General features: G+C 58.3%; 15 protein-coding genes and 2 tRNA genes. 16 read left to right on the top strand and 1 reads right to left on the bottom strand.

All coding sequences use genetic code 11. The annotated features are described in order from the left end of the window. The first annotated feature begins 264 nt into the window (after positions 1 to 264). The 3 genes from AB5Z20_RS02780 (at position 265) to AB5Z20_RS02790 (ending at position 3,138) form a co-directional block, all read left to right on the top strand. Positions 265 to 341, top strand: a tRNA-Arg gene (locus tag AB5Z20_RS02780). 173 nt (positions 342 to 514) lie between these two features. Next, positions 515 to 2,956, top strand: coding sequence for a tetratricopeptide repeat protein (locus AB5Z20_RS02785; protein ID WP_368156164.1), 2,442 nt, complete (start codon positions 515 to 517; stop codon positions 2,954 to 2,956). Positions 2,957 to 3,047: 91 nt separating this feature from the next. Continuing rightward, a tRNA-Ser gene (locus tag AB5Z20_RS02790) sits at positions 3,048 to 3,138 on the top strand. Between the two features lie 134 nt (positions 3,139 to 3,272). Here the strand turns inward: AB5Z20_RS02790 and AB5Z20_RS02795 are convergent. Further along, positions 3,273 to 4,610, bottom strand: coding sequence for a D-alanyl-D-alanine carboxypeptidase family protein (locus AB5Z20_RS02795; RefSeq protein WP_368156165.1), 1,338 nt, complete (start codon positions 4,608 to 4,610; stop codon positions 3,273 to 3,275). A 200-nt stretch (positions 4,611 to 4,810) separates the two neighbouring features. Here AB5Z20_RS02795 and AB5Z20_RS02800 point away from each other — a divergent pair, with 200 nt between their 5' ends. The 13 genes from AB5Z20_RS02800 to AB5Z20_RS02860 all read left to right on the top strand — a co-directional run bounded on the left by AB5Z20_RS02800 (position 4,811) and on the right by AB5Z20_RS02860 (position 21,721). Continuing rightward, a complete protein-coding gene (locus tag AB5Z20_RS02800; RefSeq protein WP_343007340.1) occupies positions 4,811 to 5,506 on the top strand; it encodes a response regulator transcription factor in 696 nt (231 codons plus the stop codon). Between the two features lie 25 nt (positions 5,507 to 5,531). Next, a complete protein-coding gene (locus tag AB5Z20_RS02805) occupies positions 5,532 to 6,770 on the top strand; it encodes a sensor histidine kinase (protein ID WP_368156166.1) in 1,239 nt (412 codons plus the stop codon). Between the two features lie 103 nt (positions 6,771 to 6,873). Next, positions 6,874 to 7,749, top strand: a complete 876-nt coding sequence (gene pstB, locus AB5Z20_RS02810) for a phosphate ABC transporter ATP-binding protein PstB (RefSeq protein ID WP_368156167.1) — start codon at positions 6,874 to 6,876, stop codon at positions 7,747 to 7,749. A 64-nt stretch (positions 7,750 to 7,813) separates the two neighbouring features. Further along, positions 7,814 to 8,542, top strand: coding sequence for a response regulator transcription factor (locus AB5Z20_RS02815; RefSeq protein WP_368156168.1), 729 nt, complete (start codon positions 7,814 to 7,816; stop codon positions 8,540 to 8,542). A 3-nt stretch (positions 8,543 to 8,545) separates the two neighbouring features. Next, positions 8,546 to 9,970, top strand: coding sequence for a sensor histidine kinase (locus AB5Z20_RS02820; RefSeq protein WP_368156169.1), 1,425 nt, complete (start codon positions 8,546 to 8,548; stop codon positions 9,968 to 9,970). Between the two features lie 172 nt (positions 9,971 to 10,142). Then, positions 10,143 to 10,799, top strand: coding sequence for a YveK family protein (locus AB5Z20_RS02825; protein ID WP_368156170.1), 657 nt, complete (start codon positions 10,143 to 10,145; stop codon positions 10,797 to 10,799). 3 nt (positions 10,800 to 10,802) lie between these two features. Next, positions 10,803 to 11,558: a CpsD/CapB family tyrosine-protein kinase gene (locus AB5Z20_RS02830; protein ID WP_368156171.1), complete on the top strand. Its 756-nt coding sequence runs from the start codon at positions 10,803 to 10,805 to the stop codon at positions 11,556 to 11,558. A 25-nt stretch (positions 11,559 to 11,583) separates the two neighbouring features. Further along, positions 11,584 to 12,231: a CpsB/CapC family capsule biosynthesis tyrosine phosphatase gene (locus tag AB5Z20_RS02835; protein WP_368156172.1), complete on the top strand. Its 648-nt coding sequence runs from the start codon at positions 11,584 to 11,586 to the stop codon at positions 12,229 to 12,231. Between the two features lie 38 nt (positions 12,232 to 12,269). Continuing rightward, positions 12,270 to 12,770, top strand: a complete 501-nt coding sequence (locus AB5Z20_RS02840) for a GNAT family N-acetyltransferase (protein WP_368156173.1) — start codon at positions 12,270 to 12,272, stop codon at positions 12,768 to 12,770. 200 nt (positions 12,771 to 12,970) lie between these two features. After that, the gene (gene htpG / locus AB5Z20_RS02845) at positions 12,971 to 14,995 is read left to right on the top strand and encodes a molecular chaperone HtpG (protein WP_368156174.1); all 2,025 of its coding nucleotides are present in this window, start codon (positions 12,971 to 12,973) and stop codon (positions 14,993 to 14,995) included. Between the two features lie 438 nt (positions 14,996 to 15,433). Beyond that, positions 15,434 to 18,208 (top strand): YhgE/Pip family protein, encoded by a 2,775-nt coding sequence (locus tag AB5Z20_RS02850; protein ID WP_368156175.1) that lies wholly within the window; start codon positions 15,434 to 15,436, stop codon positions 18,206 to 18,208. Continuing rightward, entirely contained in the window at positions 18,209 to 20,398 is a 2,190-nt protein-coding gene (locus AB5Z20_RS02855; protein ID WP_368156176.1) for a YhgE/Pip family protein, read from the top strand. 339 nt (positions 20,399 to 20,737) lie between these two features. Next, positions 20,738 to 21,721, top strand: a complete 984-nt coding sequence (locus AB5Z20_RS02860; protein ID WP_368156177.1) for a DMT family transporter — start codon at positions 20,738 to 20,740, stop codon at positions 21,719 to 21,721. Positions 21,722 to 21,744: the final 23 nt, after the last annotated feature.

Genomic DNA, 21,744 nt, shown 5'->3' on the forward strand with positions numbered 1-21,744 from the left:
GGCGTTACCTCAGCTGGATAGAGGGTCTGACTACGAATCAGAACGTCATAGGTTCGAATCCTATACGCCGCACCAATTGACTTTTTAAAGCTCCCGGCAACGGGAGCTTTTCTTATATAGCGATTCGCTTGAGCGCAAGCATCGAAATATGGCTGATCCAAACTGGCCGTAATTACGCCAAATGAGTAAAAATCAAATTTGATAACTTTTTTCGAAAAATTGCTTGACCTATATTCAGTTCATGTGCATAATAATCAACAAGTCGCGGCGTTACCTCAGCTGGATAGAGGGTCTGACTACGAATCAGAACGTCATAGGTTCGAATCCTATACGCCGCACCATTTGAGATTAAGGCTCCCGGCAACGGGGGCTTTTCTTTTACGTAAACACCGCATGGATTCGAACCTCGGTCAAAGGGGACTATTTCTCATCGACTCGTGTAAGATTTCGAGTATGCGCCTCGGTGAGTCCGTGGCGCGCTCTTTCTTTAGACGACCGATCAGGGTGATATTTCGTGGCAGAGCGTCCGACATACAAGCTCAGGTTTCTCGATCCCAAAAAGCGCTTTCCGGCCATGCCCGAGCAGCCTGCGGGACGCTCGTATGGCGTGGTTTGGAAGCTCTTTGGCGAGGACCCGCATGAATCATGTTATGTCGTCGAATTTGTCGGCAAAAGCCATGTGTCGCTTTTGGGCTACGTGAGCGTTTCGGGTGAGGTCTATAAGGTGGACCGTCCCGTTAACGAGGTATCGCTACCCGACGATCCCGACATGCAACTGATTCTTGACGAGTCCGATTCCACCATCGGTGAGATTGCGGTCAGGGGTACCGATGGGACGATGCACTCCCGGGCGCGAGTCATCGGCTCTCCCGAAGGCACCATGCGCGAACAATCCGATCGCGAGACGTGGAATTCGACGCGCAGCCTTCGCTACGGCGAGTTCATGGCCTCGATGTTCTTGCGTTACGTGATATTCGCCGATTCTGAAAACGTTGTCTCAGGCACGGCAGACGGTGACGGCCTTGACGAGGGCATGAAAAATGCTGTCGACAAGATCAAACTTGTAAAACTCCCCGAGCCGGTTGAGGTACTGCTGGGTTTTGATTCCACGCCGCTGCCCGATGCAATCGAAACGTTGCTCTACCGCATTGACCATACAGATAATCCAAGTGGCATTGAGCGCTATGCCGCCGCTTTGATGGGCGAAGTTAATCTGCCTCGCCTGCGCACCATCGCGGCCAAAACCGAAATGAGCCTGGCGCGCATCGATCGCTCGAGGCTCTTCTATCTCAATTTTGACCGTAGCCTGCTGGACCAGGACGAGATCGATACCCTGCTTGCCGTCGAGTGCCGCCTGAACCGCCTATCGGGCATCCTTGAGCGTATTGGGGCAGGGTTGGGCCCCGTTGCCTCGTCGCCAAGCTTTGAGGGCTGCTCGCTCTTTGACCTATGGCATATCAGCAAGACGACAAACGACGTTCCTCGCCTGCTCGAAACGCTGTCGAATGACAACCCATGGGCCAAGCCGGGGACGGTTGCGTGCCAGCCGGGTGGCGAGTGGGACGTTCGCACCCGTTTTGCACGTATCGTAGAAGCGCTCAACGTGGTCACTCGGCTCGACTACACCTATCGAGCTAACGTCGCCGAGGGCATCATGCTGGTGCGATTTGGCCGCACGGTTGTCGATGCTATGCCGCAGCGCGAATACGATGCTCAAGATGACGCCTGGCGCGAGGTGGATGAGCCTAAGCGCGCGGCATGGGCCACTGAGCACGATGCGCGTGTTGCGCTTACACTCGCGGCGGCTTGCTTTGCTTCGGGTGCTCGCATCACGCGCTGCTACGTGCAGATTGCGGCTCCCGACGGCGAGCAGGGCGAGCGCGTTGTCGAAACGTATTCCTTTGGCCGTGCGGCCTATCTGGCCGATTGCGTTTCTGTCGCCAAGGATCTTGAGAGCATGGACATGGACGACATGCCCTGCAAGTGCTTGCTCGAGGCATATGAGGCGGATGCGCCGGACATGATTGAGCCTGCAGAGGTTCACGCCCGACCACGTGATGACCATCGTCCATTGTCGCCTGCGCTTCGCGATTTGCTGCTCGCTGATACGGCTGACGAGCTTGAGGTCATGGAGGAGGACAACGATCCGTATGTCGCCCGTGTCGTCGAGCTGCGCGAGCAATCCAAAGTTGACCGAGCTGGTGCTTTCGAGGGCTTTTCTCGCCTTGTCGAGGAGCTGGAAGCCAAGTGTACTGTTGCTGAACTTTTGGCGACGGGCCCAGTGCAGACCCAGTTCTGCGACAACCAGTTGGTGCGCATGGTGCTGCCGGTGATGGAGGAGGACCGTTCCGTGCGTATCCTTCGCGCTCCCGACGCGCTGTATTTTGCCCAGCACGAGATTTGCAGCTTTTACGCCGAACAAGAGGACTTTGAGCGTGCGCTGCCCGAAGTGCGCCGTCTCTACGATTTGGCGCGCTCGTCCATGCAGTCTCACTTTGCCCTGATCAACGTGCTAGCACGCCTGGAGCGTTATGACGAGATTATCGAGGTAGCGCGCCACGGCCTGCGCATTGCCAGTGACCGGCCTTCGATCGGTTACCTGTTCTATCGCCTGGCATTCGCCTACTGGAACTGCGACCAGCTCGAGATGGCGCTGGCATGTTATCGCCTAGTGCCGCGCGGCGAGGAGTCGGGCGGCAGTGCGCAGGAGGAAATGCAGGGCCTTATGAACGAGATGGGCGTCATCAAACCGCCCACGTTTGAGGAGGCTGTCGAGACCATCCGCAAGGCAGGTCTTGAGCTGCCGCCGGTGCCCGCCGTGACCAATCAACTCGCAGATGCCGCCGTGCAACTCGTCGATAACGGTTTCTTTTTCTTGGCGCGCGGCTGCATCTATCAAATGTGGCGCACCATGGGCAACGATGAGCTCGGCTCCCTCAACCGCTCGCTGGGGTAGGCGAAGCTTGCAAGGAGGAGAGGCTGCTGGGCAATTTGAAAATCCCCCTTGCCCATCCTCGACTGTTTGGTTACTATAGAACGGCTGTTACGGAGAGCTGACCGAGAGGCCGAAGGTGCTCGCCTGCTAAGCGAGTATGCCCCAAAAGGGCATCTGGGGTTCGAATCCCCAGCTCTCCGCCAGTTTGACTTTAAAGAAGGGTCCCATTCGGGGCCCTTTTTTATTATCAAGAAAGGCAGCTGGGGATTCGAACCCTCAAAAAATGAGGCGCCCCGTTGGACGCCTCATTTTGGTTCGATGTGATAACGCTTTGGCCCTACATCTTGGGAGCCTTGGCTACGGTCTCGCTCTCGGCTGTGAGCGGGCGGTTGTCGATGCGGCGGCCCAGGCGGTCGAGCTTCACGAGCAGCCACTCGATGGGATTGGGCCCCGTTCCTTCCTCGTCGGCAACCAGGTCCATGACGGCAATCTTGGTGCCGTCCTGCTTAAGCGTAACGCTGCCCACCTTATCGCCAACATGCACCGTGCCCGAAAGGTCATCGTAGCTAACCTTTTCGGTCACTTCGCCGGCGAGTGAGAACACTGTTGCCTGTGCGGCGGGGTCGGCGAGCGTGGCATCGATCGTCTTATCCGTCCAGTCGGTTTGGCCAATGCGCGCCATAAGCGGGTTGCCGTTGGCGGTCTTCTCCTGTGTATTGGCAATTGCGACCGTCACCTTGTGACCGTAGTACCAGTTGGCAAGGGTCGCCGTATCGGTAAAGCGCTGATCGTTGGTTGTGGAGTTCAAAATAACGGTGTAGACCTCGTCGCCGTCGCGGTTGTAGGCGCTCGTAAAGCAATAGCCCGCGTCGTCGGTGGTGCCGGTCTTGCCGCCAATGTTTCCGTCCTGACCGAGCAAAACGTTGTGCGTGTCCATGGAATGCGAATGGTCTGAGTCATCGGCGCCCGTGACCTCAATCCAAGAATCCTCGCTCGCGACGACTTCGCGAATCGTATCGTTTTTCATGGCCTCCCGCATCATCAGTGCCACGTCATGTGCGGTTGAGTGCATGTCGCCGGCCCACTCATCAAAGTCCAGGCCGTGTGGGTTCTCAAAGACCGTGCCGGTGCAGCCGAGCTTTTTGGCGCGCTCGTTCATGGCCTTCACAAAGGTTGCCTCGGCGTCTTTGGTCTTGGGGTCGATCTTTTTGCCTACGTACTCGGCAAGCACGGTGGCGGCGTCGTTGCCCGAGGGGATCAACAGGCCGCGTAGTGCCTGCTCCACGGTGAGCTCGTCGCCTTCGAGCAGGCCGGCAGTCGAGTTGCCTACGGTGGCGGCAGCGTTGCTCACCGTGACCTTCTCGTCCATCTTGCAGTTTTCGACGGTCAGGATTGCGGTCATGACCTTGGTGATCGAGGCGATCTTGACCTGTTCATCGGCGCCGCGTCCATAGTAGACGGTGCCGTCCTTGCCCATAACAAGGGCATTCGTTGCCTCGATATCGGGCAGGTTTTCTGTCGTGATGCCGTGGACGTCGGCGGTCTTGCCGCAGACGTCGTCGGTCGTGAGCACTTGGGCGCCGGCGACGGTGGGCATGCCGGCAGCAAGAGCGATAGCGCAGACAAAGCCGGCGGCAAGCTGGGCGGAGCGCTTTGCAAAAGAGGTGAGGGACATCACAGATTTCGCTTTCGACGGAATGGTCTCTTCTGGCACTAGAGTATATCGTTTGCCGGCGACGACGATCGTTGCGTGCGCGCATGGCCCGCATTCGTGCTCGAACGGGCACAAGGGTGCTTAAGGTCGACTTAATCGCCCGCGCTTGTTGTGTGTGGCGGGCGCCGCCTCGGGCATAATGGAGCGCGAGAGGAGCACGCATGAACGAGCGCATACTGGTAGTTGATGACGAGAAGGCCATCGCCGACCTGGTTGGTATCTACCTTACAAAGGAGGGCTTTGACGTCCAGATCGCCTACAGCGGGGCCGATGCGGCCAAGGCAATCCTGGAGCAAGAGTTTGACCTGGCACTGCTCGATGTCATGCTGCCCGATATCGACGGCTTTGAGCTGCTGCGTACCATCCGTGCCAGCCATACCTATCCCGTAATTATGTTGACGGCCCGCGATGCCCAGCAGGATAAGATCGAAGGCCTTTCTCTTGGCGCGGACGATTACGTGGTCAAGCCGTTCCGCCCGCTGGAGCTCATCGCGCGCGTTCATGCTCAGTTGCGCCGCTACACCAGCTACGGTAGCCGCGCGCGGGCGACCGAGTCGCCGACCCTCCAGCTCGATGGCCTCGAGATCAACCGTGACGCTCGCTCCGTGACGGTGGACGGTGCGCCGGTGCGCCTCACGCCCATCGAGTATTCCATCTTGCTGTATCTGGCCGAGCATCGCGGCAGCGTAGTGCCCGTGGAGGACCTGTTCCGCGCGGTGTGGAACGAGGACTTTATGCCCGGCTCCAACAATACGGTGATGGTGCACATTCGTCACCTGCGCGAAAAGATTGGTGACGACGCTCAGAAGCCGCGTTTTATCAAAAACGTTTGGGGCGTCGGCTATATCATCGAATAACGCCTTTGTTAGCGAGGACATGGACATGACAAAAGACGATAAGCAGGCGTTTGAGGTGCCCGATCGGCTCTTTGAATACGTAAGGGCGGTCGTCGATAATCGCGCACTTGCGACGGTGCTGCTCTTTTTGCTGAGTCTGCTGCTAATCGGCATTGGTAACATCGCCGGTATCTTGGCGGTGCTACTCATCGGCTTCTTGCTGATCGATCGCTTTGAAATCGTGCGCCGTTGCGTGGTGATCGGCGGTGCCGCGTGGGCCATGACGCTGGCGATCGGCGCCATGGCGCTCGGTGGCATTGAGGGACCGGTGCTGTTCGATGCCGGCTTTGTATTCAACATGCTTGGCTTTGTCTTGGCGCTCGCCGTGTGCGTCCTGTTCTTTTGCGGCCGCGCTCTGTACTACCAGGGCTATGAGCAGGGTGAGCGGCATTCCGACCGCGTGCTTGCCGCCCGTATTCAGGACCGCCTGATCGATCATCCTGACGCCTGGGATAACATCGACGGCGACTTCCTGGAGGTCGAGGGTGCGCTCAACCGCGTGCGCGATCGCGAGCGTAAGGTGCAGCAGGCCCTACGCGACGAGTCGCATCGCAAGGACGACTTGGTCACATACTTGGCGCATGACCTGCGCACACCGCTTGCCAGCGTGGTGGGCTACCTCTCGCTGTTGCAGGAGGCACCCGACCTGCCGGTTGAGCAGCGCGCACACTTTACGGGCGTGGCGCTCGACAAGGCGCACCGACTCGACGCGCTTATTGAGGAGTTCTTTGATATCACGCGCTTTGACTTCCACGATATTGTGCTTACGCGCGGCTACGTCGACCTGGGATTGCTACTGGCGCAGGTGGCCGATGAGTTCTATCCCATTCTCAACGAGCAGCACAAAGATGTCCAAGTTGATGTGCGCGAGGATCTGACGGTACTTGTGGATGGCGACAAGATGGCTCGCGTGTTCAACAACATCATGAAAAACGCCATCGCCTATAGCTACGAAGGATCGACCATCACGATTGAGGCTGGGCGCCAAGATGACGGTGGCGTGCGAATTCGCTTTATTAACCATGGTGACCCGATTCCTGCGGCTAAGCTCAAGGTAATCTTTGAGAAGTTCTATCGCCTGGACGCGGCACGTGCGACCAATCGCGGTGGCGCCGGGCTTGGCCTTGCCATCGCCAAGGAGATCGTTACAGCGCACGGCGGCACGATCGCGTGCGAATCGACGCCCGAGCACACGATATTTACCATCGAGTTGCCGGCGGAATAGTCAAGGTGCCCTTACAAACACTTGACAATGCGCTCACGTGCGTATGAGCCGCGATTTCTACTATCGATACTGCTGAATTGATATCGATATGGAGGTATGCGGTATGACGGCTGCTGCGGCGATGGAGCCTACGGAGCTTGAGGAACTCATAGAGGCGCAGGCCGAGGCCGCGCACGAGCGCGAAGTTGGGGATGCGACTCGCCCCACGGCGCAGGACCTTGCCGCCTCGCCGACGCGTATCGATGTTGAGGGCCTTGACCTGTTTTACGGCGACCATCATGCGCTCAAGGACGTGAACATCAAGATTCGCGACAAGCAGATTACCTCGTTTATCGGTCCTTCGGGCTGCGGCAAGTCGACGTTGCTGCGTTGCTTTAACCGCATGAACGACGGTATCAAGGATTGCCGCATTGAAGGCAAGATTGCACTTGACGGCCAGAATATCCTGGGCGATTACGATATCTGCCGCTTGCGCCAGCGCGTGGGCATGGTGTTCCAACGCCCCAATCCGTTTCCCATGAGCATCTACGACAACGTCGCCTACGGTCCTCGCGGCATGGGAGTGCGCGACCGCGTCGTGCTCGACGAGCTGGTCGAAGACTCCCTGCGACGCGCCGCACTGTGGGATGAGGTCAAGGACAAGCTCAAGGAGTCGGGGCTGGGCCTTTCGGGCGGGCAGCAGCAGCGTCTGTGCATCGCCCGCGCGCTTGCCGTGCAACCCGATATTCTGCTGATGGACGAGCCCACGAGCGCTCTCGATCCCGTGTCGACGCTGGTGGTTGAGCAGCTGGCCTGCGAGCTCAAGGAGACCTGCACGCTCGTGGTCGTTACGCACAATATGCAGCAGGCGGCGCGCATCTCCGACTCGGTCGCGTTTTTCTTGCTGGGTGAGTTGGTGGAGCACGCACCCAGCGCTCAGCTCTTCAAAAATCCCACCGACCCGCGCACGGCGGATTATTTGACGGGACGTTTTGGCTGATACCATCTAGTAAAGGTACCTTTAGGGTTAAGATGCGGTCATGCCGGCCGCAAAGGGGTTCAACATGATCTATTACGTCGAGGACGATGACAACATCAGGGATTTGACGGTCTATGCACTGCGCAAACAGGGAATCGAGGCCGAAGGCTTTTCGTGCGATGGCGAGTTTAAGGCTGCCGTGGCGCGACGGGTACCCGATGCCGTCCTGCTCGACATCATGCTGCCCGATACCGACGGTTTGGCAATTATGCGTCGCCTGCGTGCCGACCGTCTGACGGCGACGGTGCCCATCATGATGCTTACTGCTAAGGATACCGAGCTCGATAAGGTGATGGCGCTCGATGGCGGTGCTGACGATTATCTGACCAAGCCGTTTTCGCTCATGGAGCTTGCCAGCCGTTGCCGTGCGCTGCTGCGCCGCGGCGGTATGGTCAAGCAGGCGAGCGATGTGCTCAGCGTGGGCGATATCGTGCTTTCGCCCAGCCATCGCGAGGCGACCGTTGCCGGCGAGCCGCTCAAACTCACCTTGCGCGAGTTCGATTTGCTCGAATATCTTATGCGCAAACCCGGCGTGGTCTTTACCCGCGAGTCGCTGCTGCAGAGCGTATGGGGCTGGGACTTCGACGGCGGTTCGCGCACCGTCGACGTGCATGTGCAGACGCTCCGCCAAAAGCTCGGCGAGCGTGCCGGCGCTATCGAGACGGTGCGCGGCGTGGGTTATCGCCTGGCGGAGCCTTCCGCCGGTAGCGATACTGAAGATGCCGTCGCTGCGGCAGCAGCATCGGAGGAGTAGTCCGTGGTCTTTGCCCCTCAGGGAAAACACACGCTCTCGCATCGCGTGTTTGCGACGATATTTGTCTGCGCCATGTCCGTCATTTTGGCGTTTACGGTGCTGGGCGCGTTTTTTGTGCAAAACACCTTGGCAGATGCCACGAGTGCCAACCTTTCGCAAGAAACCGAGCTTATTGCCGCCGCCTTAAACGAGCAGAAGGAGCCCATCGCATTCTTGCGAAGCCTCGATCGCGAGGACCTTCGTATCACGCTGATCAACAGGGATGGATCGGTCGCCTACGATAACGAGGCGTCTCCTTCCATGCTGCCCAACCATGGCGATCGCCCCGAGGTCGTTGAGGCCCTTGAGAGCGGTTCGGGCTCCGCGGAGCGCTCGAGCACCACGCTCGACGAGATTATGCTATATCGCGCCGTCGCCCTTGATAACGGTCAGGTTGTTCGTTTGGCACAGGCCCAGCCTGGCGTTGCGGCGATTTTGCTTTCGCTGGTGGCGCCGATGCTGCTTATTGCGGCGGCGGGCGCGGTGCTCTCATTTTTCCTTGCGCGCCGCGAATCCCGTGCCATCATTGCGCCGCTGCAGGAGGTCGATTTGGACCACCCGCGCCGTAGCTATGAACACGCCTACACCGAGATGGTTCCCATGCTCGAGCGCATTGAGTCACAGCGCCAGGAGCTTAAACGCCAGATGGCGGTGCTGGCCGATAACGACCGCATGCGTCGCGAGTTCACGGCCAATATCACTCATGAGCTCAAGACCCCGCTCACCGCGATTTCGGGCTATGCCGAGCTTATTGCAAACGGCATGGTTGAGGGCGAGGATGACCTGCGCAACTTTGGCGGCCGCATCTACCGCGAGGCGGGACGCCTGGCAGCGCTCGTCAACGACATCCTCACGCTTTCCAACTTGGACGAGGCGGAACGAGCATCCGAGGGCGAGGCTGTGCCCATTGGGTCCACAGAGCCCATCGAGCTCTCTCGCGCCATGTTGACGGTGGAACAGCGTCTTGAGCAGGTTGCCCGTCAGTCGAATGTGACCATTGGGCACGAGACGAAGCCCGTGGTGATCGAAGGCGTGACGCGCCTGATCGACGAGCTGATCTATAACCTGGCAAGCAACGCCATTCGCTACAACCGATCTGGCGGTACGGTCACGCTGCGTTGTGGAACTAACGATGAGGGTCATCCGTACCTGTCTGTTGCCGACACGGGTATCGGTATTGCGCTCGAGGAGCAGGGTAAAGTGTTCGAGCGTTTTTACCGCGTGGACAAGAGTCGTTCTAAGGCGCGTGGCGGAACCGGCCTGGGCTTGGCGATCGTCAAGCACGCCGCTCTGTACCATCACGCCGCGATTGACCTGTCGAGTGAGCCGGGCGTGGGAACTACCATTGCGGTAACGTTTCCCGTGCAACAAGAGGGACCGTTCGCGTAGCGGTATGGCAAAAACCGAGGATTAGACGATGCGCCTCCGCTGCCGCGTTAGTTGTTGTGCAACTTATACGCGGACGCTGTATCTTATGTATAGAGTTCGGACATGGCAAAAAGATGCGATATCATACGGGCAGTTTTGTCGATATGAACTAGGGAAATGAAAGGCAAACTGCATGACCCTTCTCGAACTGTTCCAGTTGCTTAAAAAGCACCTCAAGCTGGTCATTGCCCTTCCGGTGGTCTGCGCGATCGCCATGGGCGTCGTCTCCTTCGCCATGATGGACAACACCTACACCGCCACGACGAGCATGTACATTCTCGCCAAAACCGATGGCGGCCAGACGAGCTACTATAACGACCTGTCCGCAAGCCAGATGCTCTCCAACGACATCGCCACCCTGCTCGATAGCGATAGCGTCAAGAGCGGTGCCGCCAAGGAGCTGGGCCTTACCAGCCTGGACGACTATAAGGTGAGTGTTACGAGCGAGACCACGACCCGCGTTATCTCGCTGTCTGTGACCGGTGCCAGCCCCGATGGCGCCGCCGCCGTCGCTAACGCCATGGCCAACTCGGTTTCTACCGTTGCCCAGGACGTCGACGCCGCCCAGGCCGTCAACGTCATCGACAAGGCAAAGGTTCCCACCCAGCCCAGCGGCCCCAACCGCAAGCTCTACATTGCAGTTGCCGCTCTGGCCGGTCTGTTTGTCGCTGTCGCGATTGTTGTGCTGCTCGACATGCTCAACACGCGCGTCCGTTCTGTCGATGACGCCGTCGAGCTGCTCGGCGTGCCCGTCATCGGCCGTTTCCCCGTTGTGAAGGGCGGTAAGTAATCCATGGCCCGTAAAAAGAAAACCGGCGATACCCTCGCCTTTAACAACGCAGCCAAGACGCTGCTCGCCAATATTCGCTTTGCGAGTGTCGATATGCCTATCAAGTCCATTACGGTGACCTCCTCCATTCCCAACGAGGGTAAGTCCACCATCGCGCTCAACCTGGCACAGGCCATCGCAACCAGCGGCAAGAGCGTTCTGCTCGTTGAATGCGACATGCGCCACCGTACGCTTGCCAACATGCTGGGCATCCGTCATGCCGGCGGCTTGTACGCCGTGCTTTCCGATCAGATGTCGATCGATGAGGCCGTTATCGACACCGACCAGCCCAACCTCTTCTTCCTTGACGCCGAGCCGCGCATTCCCAATCCGGCAGACATCATCGCCTCGCGCCGCTTTGCCAAGCTTGTCGCCGCGCTGGAGGAAAAGTACCAGTACGTCATCTTTGATACGCCGCCTGTGGGTACGTTCGTTGACGCTGCCGAAGTCGCTGCGATCACCGACGGCACCATCTATGTCATCCGTCAGGACTTTGCCAAGCGCAATGAGATCCTCGCTGCTTTCGATCAGCTCAACAAGGCCGAGGTCAACGTGATCGGTACGGTCATGAACTGCTGCGAGACTTCGAGCCACGACTACTATTACTCGTATTATGGCGGGGATAAGGGGCAGAACGACGCTGCGGCTGGGGCCAATCCCGCTGTTGGCGGCGCGGCTGCAACGGGCACCCCTGCGAAGGCGAAACGCTTTAAGAAATAAGCAATGACGCAGATAAGAGGGCGATATGCGAGACATCCATTGCCATATCCTGCCCGGAGTCGATGACGGCGCGGTAAACCTTGAGCAAAGCTTGGCGATGCTCGAGGCGGCCCGCGCCGTCGGCGTAACGCACATGGTGTGCACGCCGCACTGCCGGGACCCGTATTTTGACTTCGAAAAAATGTGGGAGGCCTATCGACTGCTTTGCGCGCATGCGGGCGATATGCATTTGCAGATGGGCTTTGAGGTCAATCATGCCAAGCTCATGGATTTGGGCATCGAATGGGCCGATCGCCTGCATTTCGATGGCTCAAACGAGTTTTTGCTTGAGCTCTCGACGCGTGCTGATTCGTATGACTTTGAGGAATACGAGAACACGATCTACGACTTGCAGTGTCGCGGCTACCAGGTGATCATCGCCCATCCCGAGCGCTATCGTGCGATTCAAAAGGATGTGAGCGTGGCTGAACGCCTGGTCGACCTGGGCTGCAAACTGCAGGCTTCGGCTGATTTTATTGCCGGCGGGCGCTTTGGTCGCGAAAAGAAGCCGGCGCAGTGCCTGTTTAAGCAGGGCCTGTACAGCTATATCGCGAGCGATGCCCACAACGTGGGCCACTACGATTGCTTGGCAAAAGCACGCGCGAAGTTTAGCGTGGGAGCTCATTTCCGCTAAAATTTTCCCCTACGTTCGCATCGAATGAAGGGGCGACCATGGATATTCAAATTAAGACGGGATGCTTTGAGGATGCGGCGCTGGTGCGCCGCGCCGTCTTTATGGACGAACAGGGTTACGAAATCGAGTTCGACCAGATCGATGAGGCCTCGAGCTGCATTCATGTGACGCTGTACGTGGATGGTCAGCTCGCCGGCTGCTCGCGCGTGTTTCCCGAGGAGCTGGAGCACGCGGCAGATGCGGAAGCCCCGGCGTTGCCGGCATGCGACATGGACGAAGGCGTTGCGGCGGGGGAGACCTACATTATGGGGCGCGTCGCCGTGCTGCCGGCCATGCGCCGTCGCGGTCTGGCAAGCAAGATTGTCGAAGCCAGCGAAGCTGCTGCGTGCGATGCCGGCGCCAAGCTCATAAAGTTGCATGCACAGGAGTACGTGCTGCCGCTCTATGCCAAGGCCGGCTACACGCAGATTGCCCCGGTGGACTACGAAGACGAAGGCCAGCCTCATGCCTGGATGGCCAAACTGCTGGGCGACAGATAGGGACGTTCCTTTTCTGCCGGCAGCTGGGGACACTCCTTGGCAATCGACGCATGGGTGTTCCAACATACAGTTTTTCGATTCCGTATGTATATATGCGCGCTAATAGGTTATAAAATCTAAGTCTGAACATAGCAGGTCTGCGATGCGGCTCGGGCAACCGGGCCGTTTTTGCGGGCAGGGGTAGCGCGAAAGGACTGCACATGCGTCAATTTAAGACCGAGAGCAAAAAACTGCTCGACCTCATGATCAACTCCATCTACACCAATAAGGAAATCTTCCTGCGCGAGCTTATCTCCAACGCGAGCGATGCTGTCGACAAGCTCAACTTTAAGAGCCTTCAGGATCCGAGCGTCAAGCTCGACCAGGGCGACCTGGCCATTCGTGTCTCCTTTGATAAGGACGCCCGCACCATCACGATTTCGGATAACGGAATCGGCATGACCGCCGAGGAGCTCGAGCGCAACTTGGGCACCATCGCCCATTCCGGCTCCGAGGAGTTTAAGACCGAGAACGCCGAACAGCAGGGCTCCGATGTCGACATCATCGGTCAGTTTGGCGTGGGTTTCTACTCCGCCTTTATGGTCGCCAGCCACGTGAAGGTCGTCAGCCGCGCTTATGGCGAGGATACCGCCCACGTTTGGGAGTCCGACGGTCTTGAGGGCTACACCATCGAGGATGGCGAGCGTGCTGAGCACGGTACCGATGTCATCCTGACGCTGCGCGAGAACGAGAAGCTCGACGCTGACGGCGAGGCCGAGACCTACGATCGCTTCCTGACCGAGTGGGGCCTCAAGAGCCTGATTCAGCAGTACAGCAACTATGTGCGCTACCCGATTCAGATGATGGTGACCAAGAGCCGCCAGAAGCCCAAGCCTGAGGACGCCGGCGACGACTACAAGCCCGAGTACGAGGACTATCAGGAGCTCGAGACCATCAACTCCATGACGCCGATCTGGAAAAAGCGCAGCTCTGACGTTGAGCAGAGGGATTACGACGAGTTCTACAAGTCTACGTTCCACGACTTTGACGATCCCGCGCGCACTATCAGCTTCCATGCCGAGGGCACGCTTGAGTACGATGCACTGCTGTTTGTGCCGGGTCGCGCCCCGTTCGATCTGTACAGCAAGGACTACGAGAAGGGCCTGGCGCTCTATAGCTCCAACGTGCTGATTATGGAGAAGTGCGACGACCTGCTGCCCGACTACTACAACTTTGTGCGCGGTGTCGTGGACTCTGCCGACGTGACGCTCAATATTTCGCGTGAGACGCTGCAGCAGAATCGTCAGCTCAAGGCCATTGCCAAGCGTGTCGAGAAGAAGATCACCGCCGATCTCGAGGACATGCGCGACAACGACCGCGAGGCATACGAGAAGTTCTTTGAGAACTTTGGTCGCGGTCTTAAGTACGGCATCTACTCAAGCTACGGCATGAAGGCCGACGAGCTCGCCGACTTGCTGCTGTTCTGGTCTGCCAAGGAGCAGAAGATGATCACCCTTGCCGAGTATGCCAAGGGCATGCTCGAGGGCCAGAAGGCAATTTACTATGCCGCCGGCGATTCGCGCGAGCGCCTGACCAAGATGCCCGTCGTGAAGGGCGTGCTCGACCGCGGTTACGATGTACTGCTGCTGACGCAGGATGTGGATGAGTTCACCTTCCAGGCCATGCGTGAGTACGTGGCTGCCGATATGCCCAAGGTCTACGAGGATGACGCTGCTCGCGAGGCTGCCGAGAAGGCAGTTGCCGATGGTGCCGAGCCTGAGGTCGAAGATCGTCACCTGGAGCTTAAGAACGTTGCCACCGGCGATCTTGACTTGGCGACCGATGACGAGAAGAAGGAGGCCGAGGACGCCACCAAGGAGAACGAGGACCTCTTTAACGCCATGAAGGAGGCGCTCGGCGACAAGGTCGAGAAGGTTGCCGTCTCCGCGCGCCTGACCGATGCCCCCGCCTGCATTACCACCGAGGGCCCGCTTTCGCTCGAGATGGAGAAGGTGCTCCAGAAGGGTCCCGAGGGTACGCCCGACGGTATGCCCAAGAGCCAGCGCGTACTCGAGCTCAACGCCAAGCACCCGGTCTTCGCCAAGCTCGTCGCTGCCCAGAAGGCGGGCGACGCCGACAAGATTAAGCAGTACTCCGGCCTGCTCTACGACCAGGCCCTGCTCGTCGAGGGCATCCTCCCCGAGGACCCCGTAGCCTTCGCGGCAGCTGTTTGTAACCTACTTTAGTTACGCGGTTTTACCAAACCGCGTAACGGGCCGACGCTGCAAGCCCGCCAGAGCGGCAATCTGCCTTTCAACTTCGGCGGCATGACCAGAAGGTCAATGCCGCCTCGTTTCAAGGCACCTTGCTCGCTCTGGCGGGCTTTCGCTGTCTGCGCCAAAACATCGGCGTTACCGTGGCCCAAACTAGTCGTTGGGGACGTTCTTGTTTGACTAGTCGGTTAAGAACGTCCCCAATGACTAGTTGGATTGCTAGTTTGTGCGGGTTGTGGTTTTGGGAGCTGCGGGAATTTAAGATACTGTACATCTGTACGCTAACTCATCTTCGTAGTATATTGCTACCCGCAAAACTCAGCACCATTGTGCCGCGAGGCGCTAAAATGCCTCCGTACAATGGTTGTTAATAGCATGATTCGGCTAAACGATAGGATGGATGGTCCAAGCGTGAGTCTCGGCAGCAAACTATCCAACGCAAAGGTCTCCTTTGCGATATTTAAGCGCGACATTAAGCGACTGCTTATGAACCCCGTCGCCCTGGTGGTTACCCTGGGCGTGTGCGTCATTCCCTCGCTGTATGCCTGGTACAACATCGTTGCCAACTGGGATCCGTACGGAAATACCCAGGGCATTAAAATCGCCATCGCCAACAACGATCAGGGCACCCAGAATGACCTAGTGGGCGAGCTTAACGCAGGCGATAAGGTGGTCGACCAGCTCAAGGAGAACGACCAGCTTGGCTGGACCTTCGTCGACTCGGCGGCAGATGCCAAAGAGGGCGTCGAAAGTGGCGAATACTATGCTGCCATCGTGATTCCCAAGAACTTCTCCGACAATCTCGTCTCGATGCTCGACGGCAATTACCATCAGCCGAAGCTCACCTATTACGTCAACGAGAAAAAGAGCGCCATTGCGCCCAAGGTCACCGATACCGGTGCCAACACCATCGAGGAGCAGATCAACTCGGAGTTTGTCTCCACGGTGGGCGAGACCGTCGCGGGCATTGCCAAAGATGCTGGCATCGACCTTAAAGACAAGGCAACCCAGACCCAGGATTCGCTGGCGGGCTCGGTGTCCGAGGCGTCTGATACCCTGGGCGAAGTACGCGATTCCATCGGCGACATGAACACCGCCATCGACAAGACGAGCAACTCGATTGCTTCGGCCGATGCTGCGCTGGCGGGCCTGCAGGGACAGGCGCCTTCGCTAACGCAGGCAATCGCTCAGGGTAATGATCTGCTGGGCGAAGCTCGCACCACGGCTGGCAAGTCCATCACCTCGCTCTCCAAGGCGCTCTCGGAGGGCAGCATCGTGCTGAGTAAGACATCGGCTTCTGCGAACGCCGCGATTGGCAAACTCGCCGGTACGGTTACGTCCACGACCACTCGTATCGACAACTCGCTCGAATCCCTTCAGGCGACGATTGACCACAACAGCGCTGTCATCGAGCGCCTGCAGATTCTCGCTAACGATACGTCGACGGGATCGGAGAACGCCGATGCGCTCATCGCGTCGACCATCAATTCGCTTCGCGAGCAAAACCAGAAGCTGCAGAGCATTAAGGATGGCCTTTCTGCACAGTCGAGGGCCATGGCAAACGACGCTAAGGCAATCTCGAACGCGAGTAACGCACTCAACACGGCAATTCAGACCGGTACGGCTAACCTCGGTCAGGCTCAGACCGATCTGGGGCAGAACGCGCTGCCGAAGGCTTCGAGCGCGCTTGACTCCTTTGCCGCCGTTTCGGGCGATTTGACCGGCATTGTATCGGGTATGACCCCCACGATAGCGAGCGCGCGCGGCACGCTGGCGCAGCTCGACGCCACGCTCAAGCAGGCAAAGACCACGCTGTCCCAAACCGATGCCTCCCTTGCCAAGGTTCAGGACAAGCTCGCGACCGCCGCTAATGACATTGCGGCGCTGCAGACCTCTGAGTCTATGGGCGAGTTAGCCGACCTCATGGACGTCGACGTCAATGACGTGGCAGATTTCATGGCATCTCCGGTTGAGCTGACGTCCAAGTCAATCTATCCGGTCAAGAGCTTTGGCTCGGGCATCGCGCCCTTCTACACCAATCTGGCGCTGTGGGTAGGCGGCTATGTGCTCATCGCTATCTACAAGCTCGAGGTCGACCGCGAGGGCATCGGTAGCTTTACGGCGCGTCAGGGCTACTTTGGCCGCTGGCTGCTGATGGTGATCCTGGGTGCGTTCCAGGCCATTATCGTTACGGTGGGCGACCTGGTCATTGGCGTTCAGTGCGTCAATCCGCTGCTCTTTGTGCTGGGCGGCATCGCTATCTCGTTCACTTACGTCAACATCATCTATGCGCTGTCCACCACCTTTAAGCATATCGGTAAAGCCATTGGCGTCATCCTCGTCATTGTGCAGATCCCCGGCTCGTCGGGCATGTATCCCATCGAGATGATGCCCGGCTTCTTCCAATGGCTGCATCCGCTGCTGCCCTTCACCTATGGCATCAACCTGCTGCGCGAGACCGTCGGTGGCATGTATTCGTTCAACTACCTGTTCAACCTGTGCATCCTGGGCGTGTTCCTGATCGTGGCGCTCTTTATCGGTCTGCAGCTGCGCCCGTTGCTGCTCAACCTCAACCTGCTCTTTGATAAACAGCTTTCCACGACGGGGCTCATGATCTGCGAGTCCAACGACCTGCCGCGCCAGCGCTATTCGCTGCGCACGGCCATGCGCGTCATGCTCGATTCGGATTCGTACCGTCGCGAGTTGCTCGATCATGCCGTGGCGTTTGAGCATCGCTACCCGTACTACATCAAGGGCGGTTTTGCCGCCGTGGTAGGCGTGCAGGTTCTGCTCTTTGTGCTTTCGACGGTGCTCGATATCGACAATAACGGCAAGATCATCCTGCTCGTTATCTGGATCATTTCGGTTATCGCCATCTGTGGCTGGCTCATCAACATCGAGTACATCCGCGCGAGCCTCAATACCCAGATGCGCATCTCGGCGCTTTCGGATGAGGACCTGCGTCGCGAGATGCGCGAGCACACGGCCGCCATTCCTGCTGCCCGTCGCATGTTTGGTCTCAACGCCAGCGAGCGGGGCACCAAGGACAGCGAACAGCCCACGAGCCGTCTGCCGCATATCGGTGCGCATCGTAAGGCTCAAGATGCCGACAACGTTGACAACGTAAGCGGAAATGACGGGGATACCACCCCGCTCGGCAAGCACTCCAAAGGAGGTGAGGCATAAATGAAGAACATCCTGCATCTGTTTAAGCGCGATGTCCAAAACGTGTCTCGCTCCGTGATTGGCTTGATTGTCGTGATGGGTCTCATTATCGTGCCGTGCCTGTACGCGTGGTTTAACATCGCCGGAAGCTGGGATCCGTATGGCAACACCGGCAATCTCAAGATCGCCGTGGTCAACACCGACGAGGGCTACGAGAGCGATCTGATTCCCGTCGAGGTCAACGTGGGCGAAAACGTAACCTCCACCCTGCGCGGCAACGAGAACTTCGATTGGGTCGTCCTCAACGACCGCGATAAGGCGATTGAGGGCGTTAAGTCGGGCGCGTACTACGCTGCCGTCGTTATCCCTAAAACGTTTAGCGCCGACATGATGACGCTTTTCTCGACCGAGGTGAAGCACGCCGATATCGAGTTCTATGAGAACCAGAAGGCCAACGCCATCGCGCAGATCGTGACTGAAAAGGGTTCGAGCGCCGTCCAGAGTCAGGTCAACGAGACCTTTACCAAGACCATCACGACCATCGGCCTTAAGACCGTGTCCAGCCTGCTCGACTATATGAGCACCGACCAGGTGAGCAACTTTATCGCCAATCTGTCCTCGACGCTGGGCGATTCGGTCCAGGACCTGCAGGACGTTCAGGCCAGTGCAACGTCGCTTGCGGGCATTTTGAGTTCTACGTCCGATTCACTGACATCGGCGGGCGGCATGCTCAAACAGTCCGGATCGACCGAGGAGTCGGTGAAGCAGCTCATGCAGCATGCCGAGAGCGGTATTGCCGATTCCGAGCAAGCGCTCAAGTCTGCCAGCGATGCGATCGATGCCGCTATTGATGGGAGCGCAGGTTCGTTCGATAACGTTTCTACCGAGCTCGCAAAGGCATTCGACGCTGCAAACAAGCATGTCAATCTTACGGTGTCTCAGCTCAACGATGGTGCAGTGTCACTCAAGAACCGTGCCGACGAGATTGATGCCACGGCGAATGAGCTCCGTAGTCTTGCTGGCCAGGTGAGTAACGATAAGCTCAAGGCAGGGCTTGAGGACGCGGCTGCTGAGCTTGACAAAACCGCGACGGAGTACCGCAACAATGCCAATGAGCTGACGAACATCGCGACGTCGCTCACGAAGAGCATGGCCGAGGTCAACAGCTCGCGTGCCGAGGTCGACCAGGCCATCGCCGATGCCAAGGCGGGTATCTCGGGTGCCAAGTCCGACTACGATTCTACGTTCTCGGTTAAGGCCAAAGAGCTCAAGAAGACCATTTCGGGCGTTCTGGATTCCCTGAACGGTATCTCGGGTGACTTGGATAGCGCCGTGAGCGGTCTGACCGACGCCTCTGGTTCGCTCGCGAAGGGTCTCTCCAAGGCTGCAAGGCTCGTCAACAAGGCTTCCGATCAGCTGGGCGAGGCGTCGGACAAGATCAGTGCCTTTAAGGACGAGCTTGATAGCGCTCTGATCTCGGGTGACCTGGCCATGATTAAGACAATGATTGGCAGCGACCCCGATGCCCTCGCCGTGTCGCTTTCCGGCCCTGTCGCACTCGACCGTAAGCCGGTCTATCCGATCCGCAACTACGGTTCGGCCATGGCGCCGTTCTACACGATTCTGTCGCTATGGGTCGGCTCGATCGTACTGGCGGCCATGATGAAGGTCTCGGTTGATGATGAGCTTATCAACGAGCTCATCCCCGTGCGCCTGCACGAGATCTACTTGGGTCGCTACCTGTTCTTTGGCGGTCTGGCTCTGCTGCAGGCAACACTCGTGTGTGCGGGCGACATTCTGTTCTTTGGTATTCAGTGCGACGACCCGCTGCAGTTTGTGCTGGCGGGCTGGGTTGCGAGTCTCGTGTTCTCCAATATCGTCTACACGCTTACGGTATCGTTTGGAGATATCGGTAAGGCCCTCGCCGTCGTGCTGCTGGTCATGCAGGTCGGCGGTTCGGGCGGTACGTTCCCCATCGAGATGACCGGTCCCGTGTTCCAGGCGATCTACCCGTTCCTGCCGTTTACCCACGGCATCAACGCCATGCACGCCGCAATGGCCGGTGCCTACCATATGGAGTACTGGATTGAGTTGGGCATCTTGGCGAGCTACCTGATTCCGTCGCTGGCCCTGGGCGTCGTCTTCCGCCGCCCGGTCATCAAAGCCAACGACTGGATTATCGAAAAGCTGGAATCGACAAAGCTAATTTAGTGCGGCAACGTTAACGCTGATGTAGCACTAATGCCAGCGAGCGAGCCGCATTTGCGCCAAGGTGACGTGAAATGAAAGGGCGCTGACCTTCTGGTCGCGCCCTTGAAATTGAACGTCAGATTGGCGTGAATGCGGCTCGCGTAGCGTCGGCCGGTCCGCCGTTCGGTAGAACGGCGGAACAAAACGCTTTAGTGGGCTGGATTGCGGTGCAACGCTGGTTGTTGTTACAGTAGCGGGGCGTGCCGGGGGTCCGGCGCGCCCCGTTTTTATTTGACCATGAGGCGGCACGCAGCCATACGCGTGCGGACACCACGCCCAGATTGAGTGCGAGGATGTTCCATGGCCCAATACGCTGCCAACGAAATCGAAAACTTGCCCGATAGCCCTGTAGCCCGTGAGGATTTGGGCGCGGGCGGTATTCCCCGGGGCGCCGGCGCACGCTCTCCGCTGTTCTGGAAGGTTCTGCTTCTTTCGGTGGCGGTCATCTGGGGCTACTCCTTTACCACTATGAAGGACGCACTCGGCACCATTCCGGTGTTCGCGCTGCTCTATGTACGCTTTCTGCCCGCAGCGTTGGTCATGTTCGCCGTCTTCCACAAGCGCATCATCGCGCACCTCAACGCTCGCAACCTGATTGTTGGCCTGAGTATGGGCGTGCTCATGTGGGCGGCCTATGCGTTGCAGACGGTCGGTCTGGCACATACTACGGCGGGCAAGAATGCTTTTTTGACGGGCACGTATTGCATCCTTGTACCGTTCGCGAGCTATTTCCTGAGCGGCGAAAAACTCACCCGCTATAACCTGGGCGCGGCGCTGCTGTGCTTGGCGGGCATTGGCTTGGTGGCCCTCGATAGCGTTGAATTCAACATTGGTGACGTCATTACGCTGGCGGGTGCGGCCTTTTTCGCCATCCAGATGGCGGTGACTGCCAAGTACGGTCGCAAAATGGACATCAACGTCATCACGTTTTGGATGTTTGTGGGCAACGGCGTGCTGAGCCTGGCAACGTCGCTGCTATTCGAGACCCAAGCGCCTCTGTCCGTGTGGACGCCGAGCTTTATCAGTGCGATGGCGTTTCTCTCGGTGGGCTGCACATGTGCGGCTCTGCTCATCCAAAACGTCGGCCTGGCGCATGTCCCGGCCTCGACGGGCTCGCTGCTCCTTTCGATGGAGTCGCCTTCGGGTGTGCTGTTCTCGGTGCTGCTGATGGGGGAGGCGCTCACCTCGCGCCTGCTCGCCGGCTTCGCGCTCATCTTCCTGTCGATTATCTTGAGTGAGACTCACTTCGATTTTTTGCGCAAAAAGCCGCGCCCGCAATTGTAAACAACTTGTTGCGCCGCCCTCCC

Source organism: Collinsella aerofaciens, assembly GCF_040910245.1.
Classification (GTDB): domain Bacteria; phylum Actinomycetota; class Coriobacteriia; order Coriobacteriales; family Coriobacteriaceae; genus Collinsella.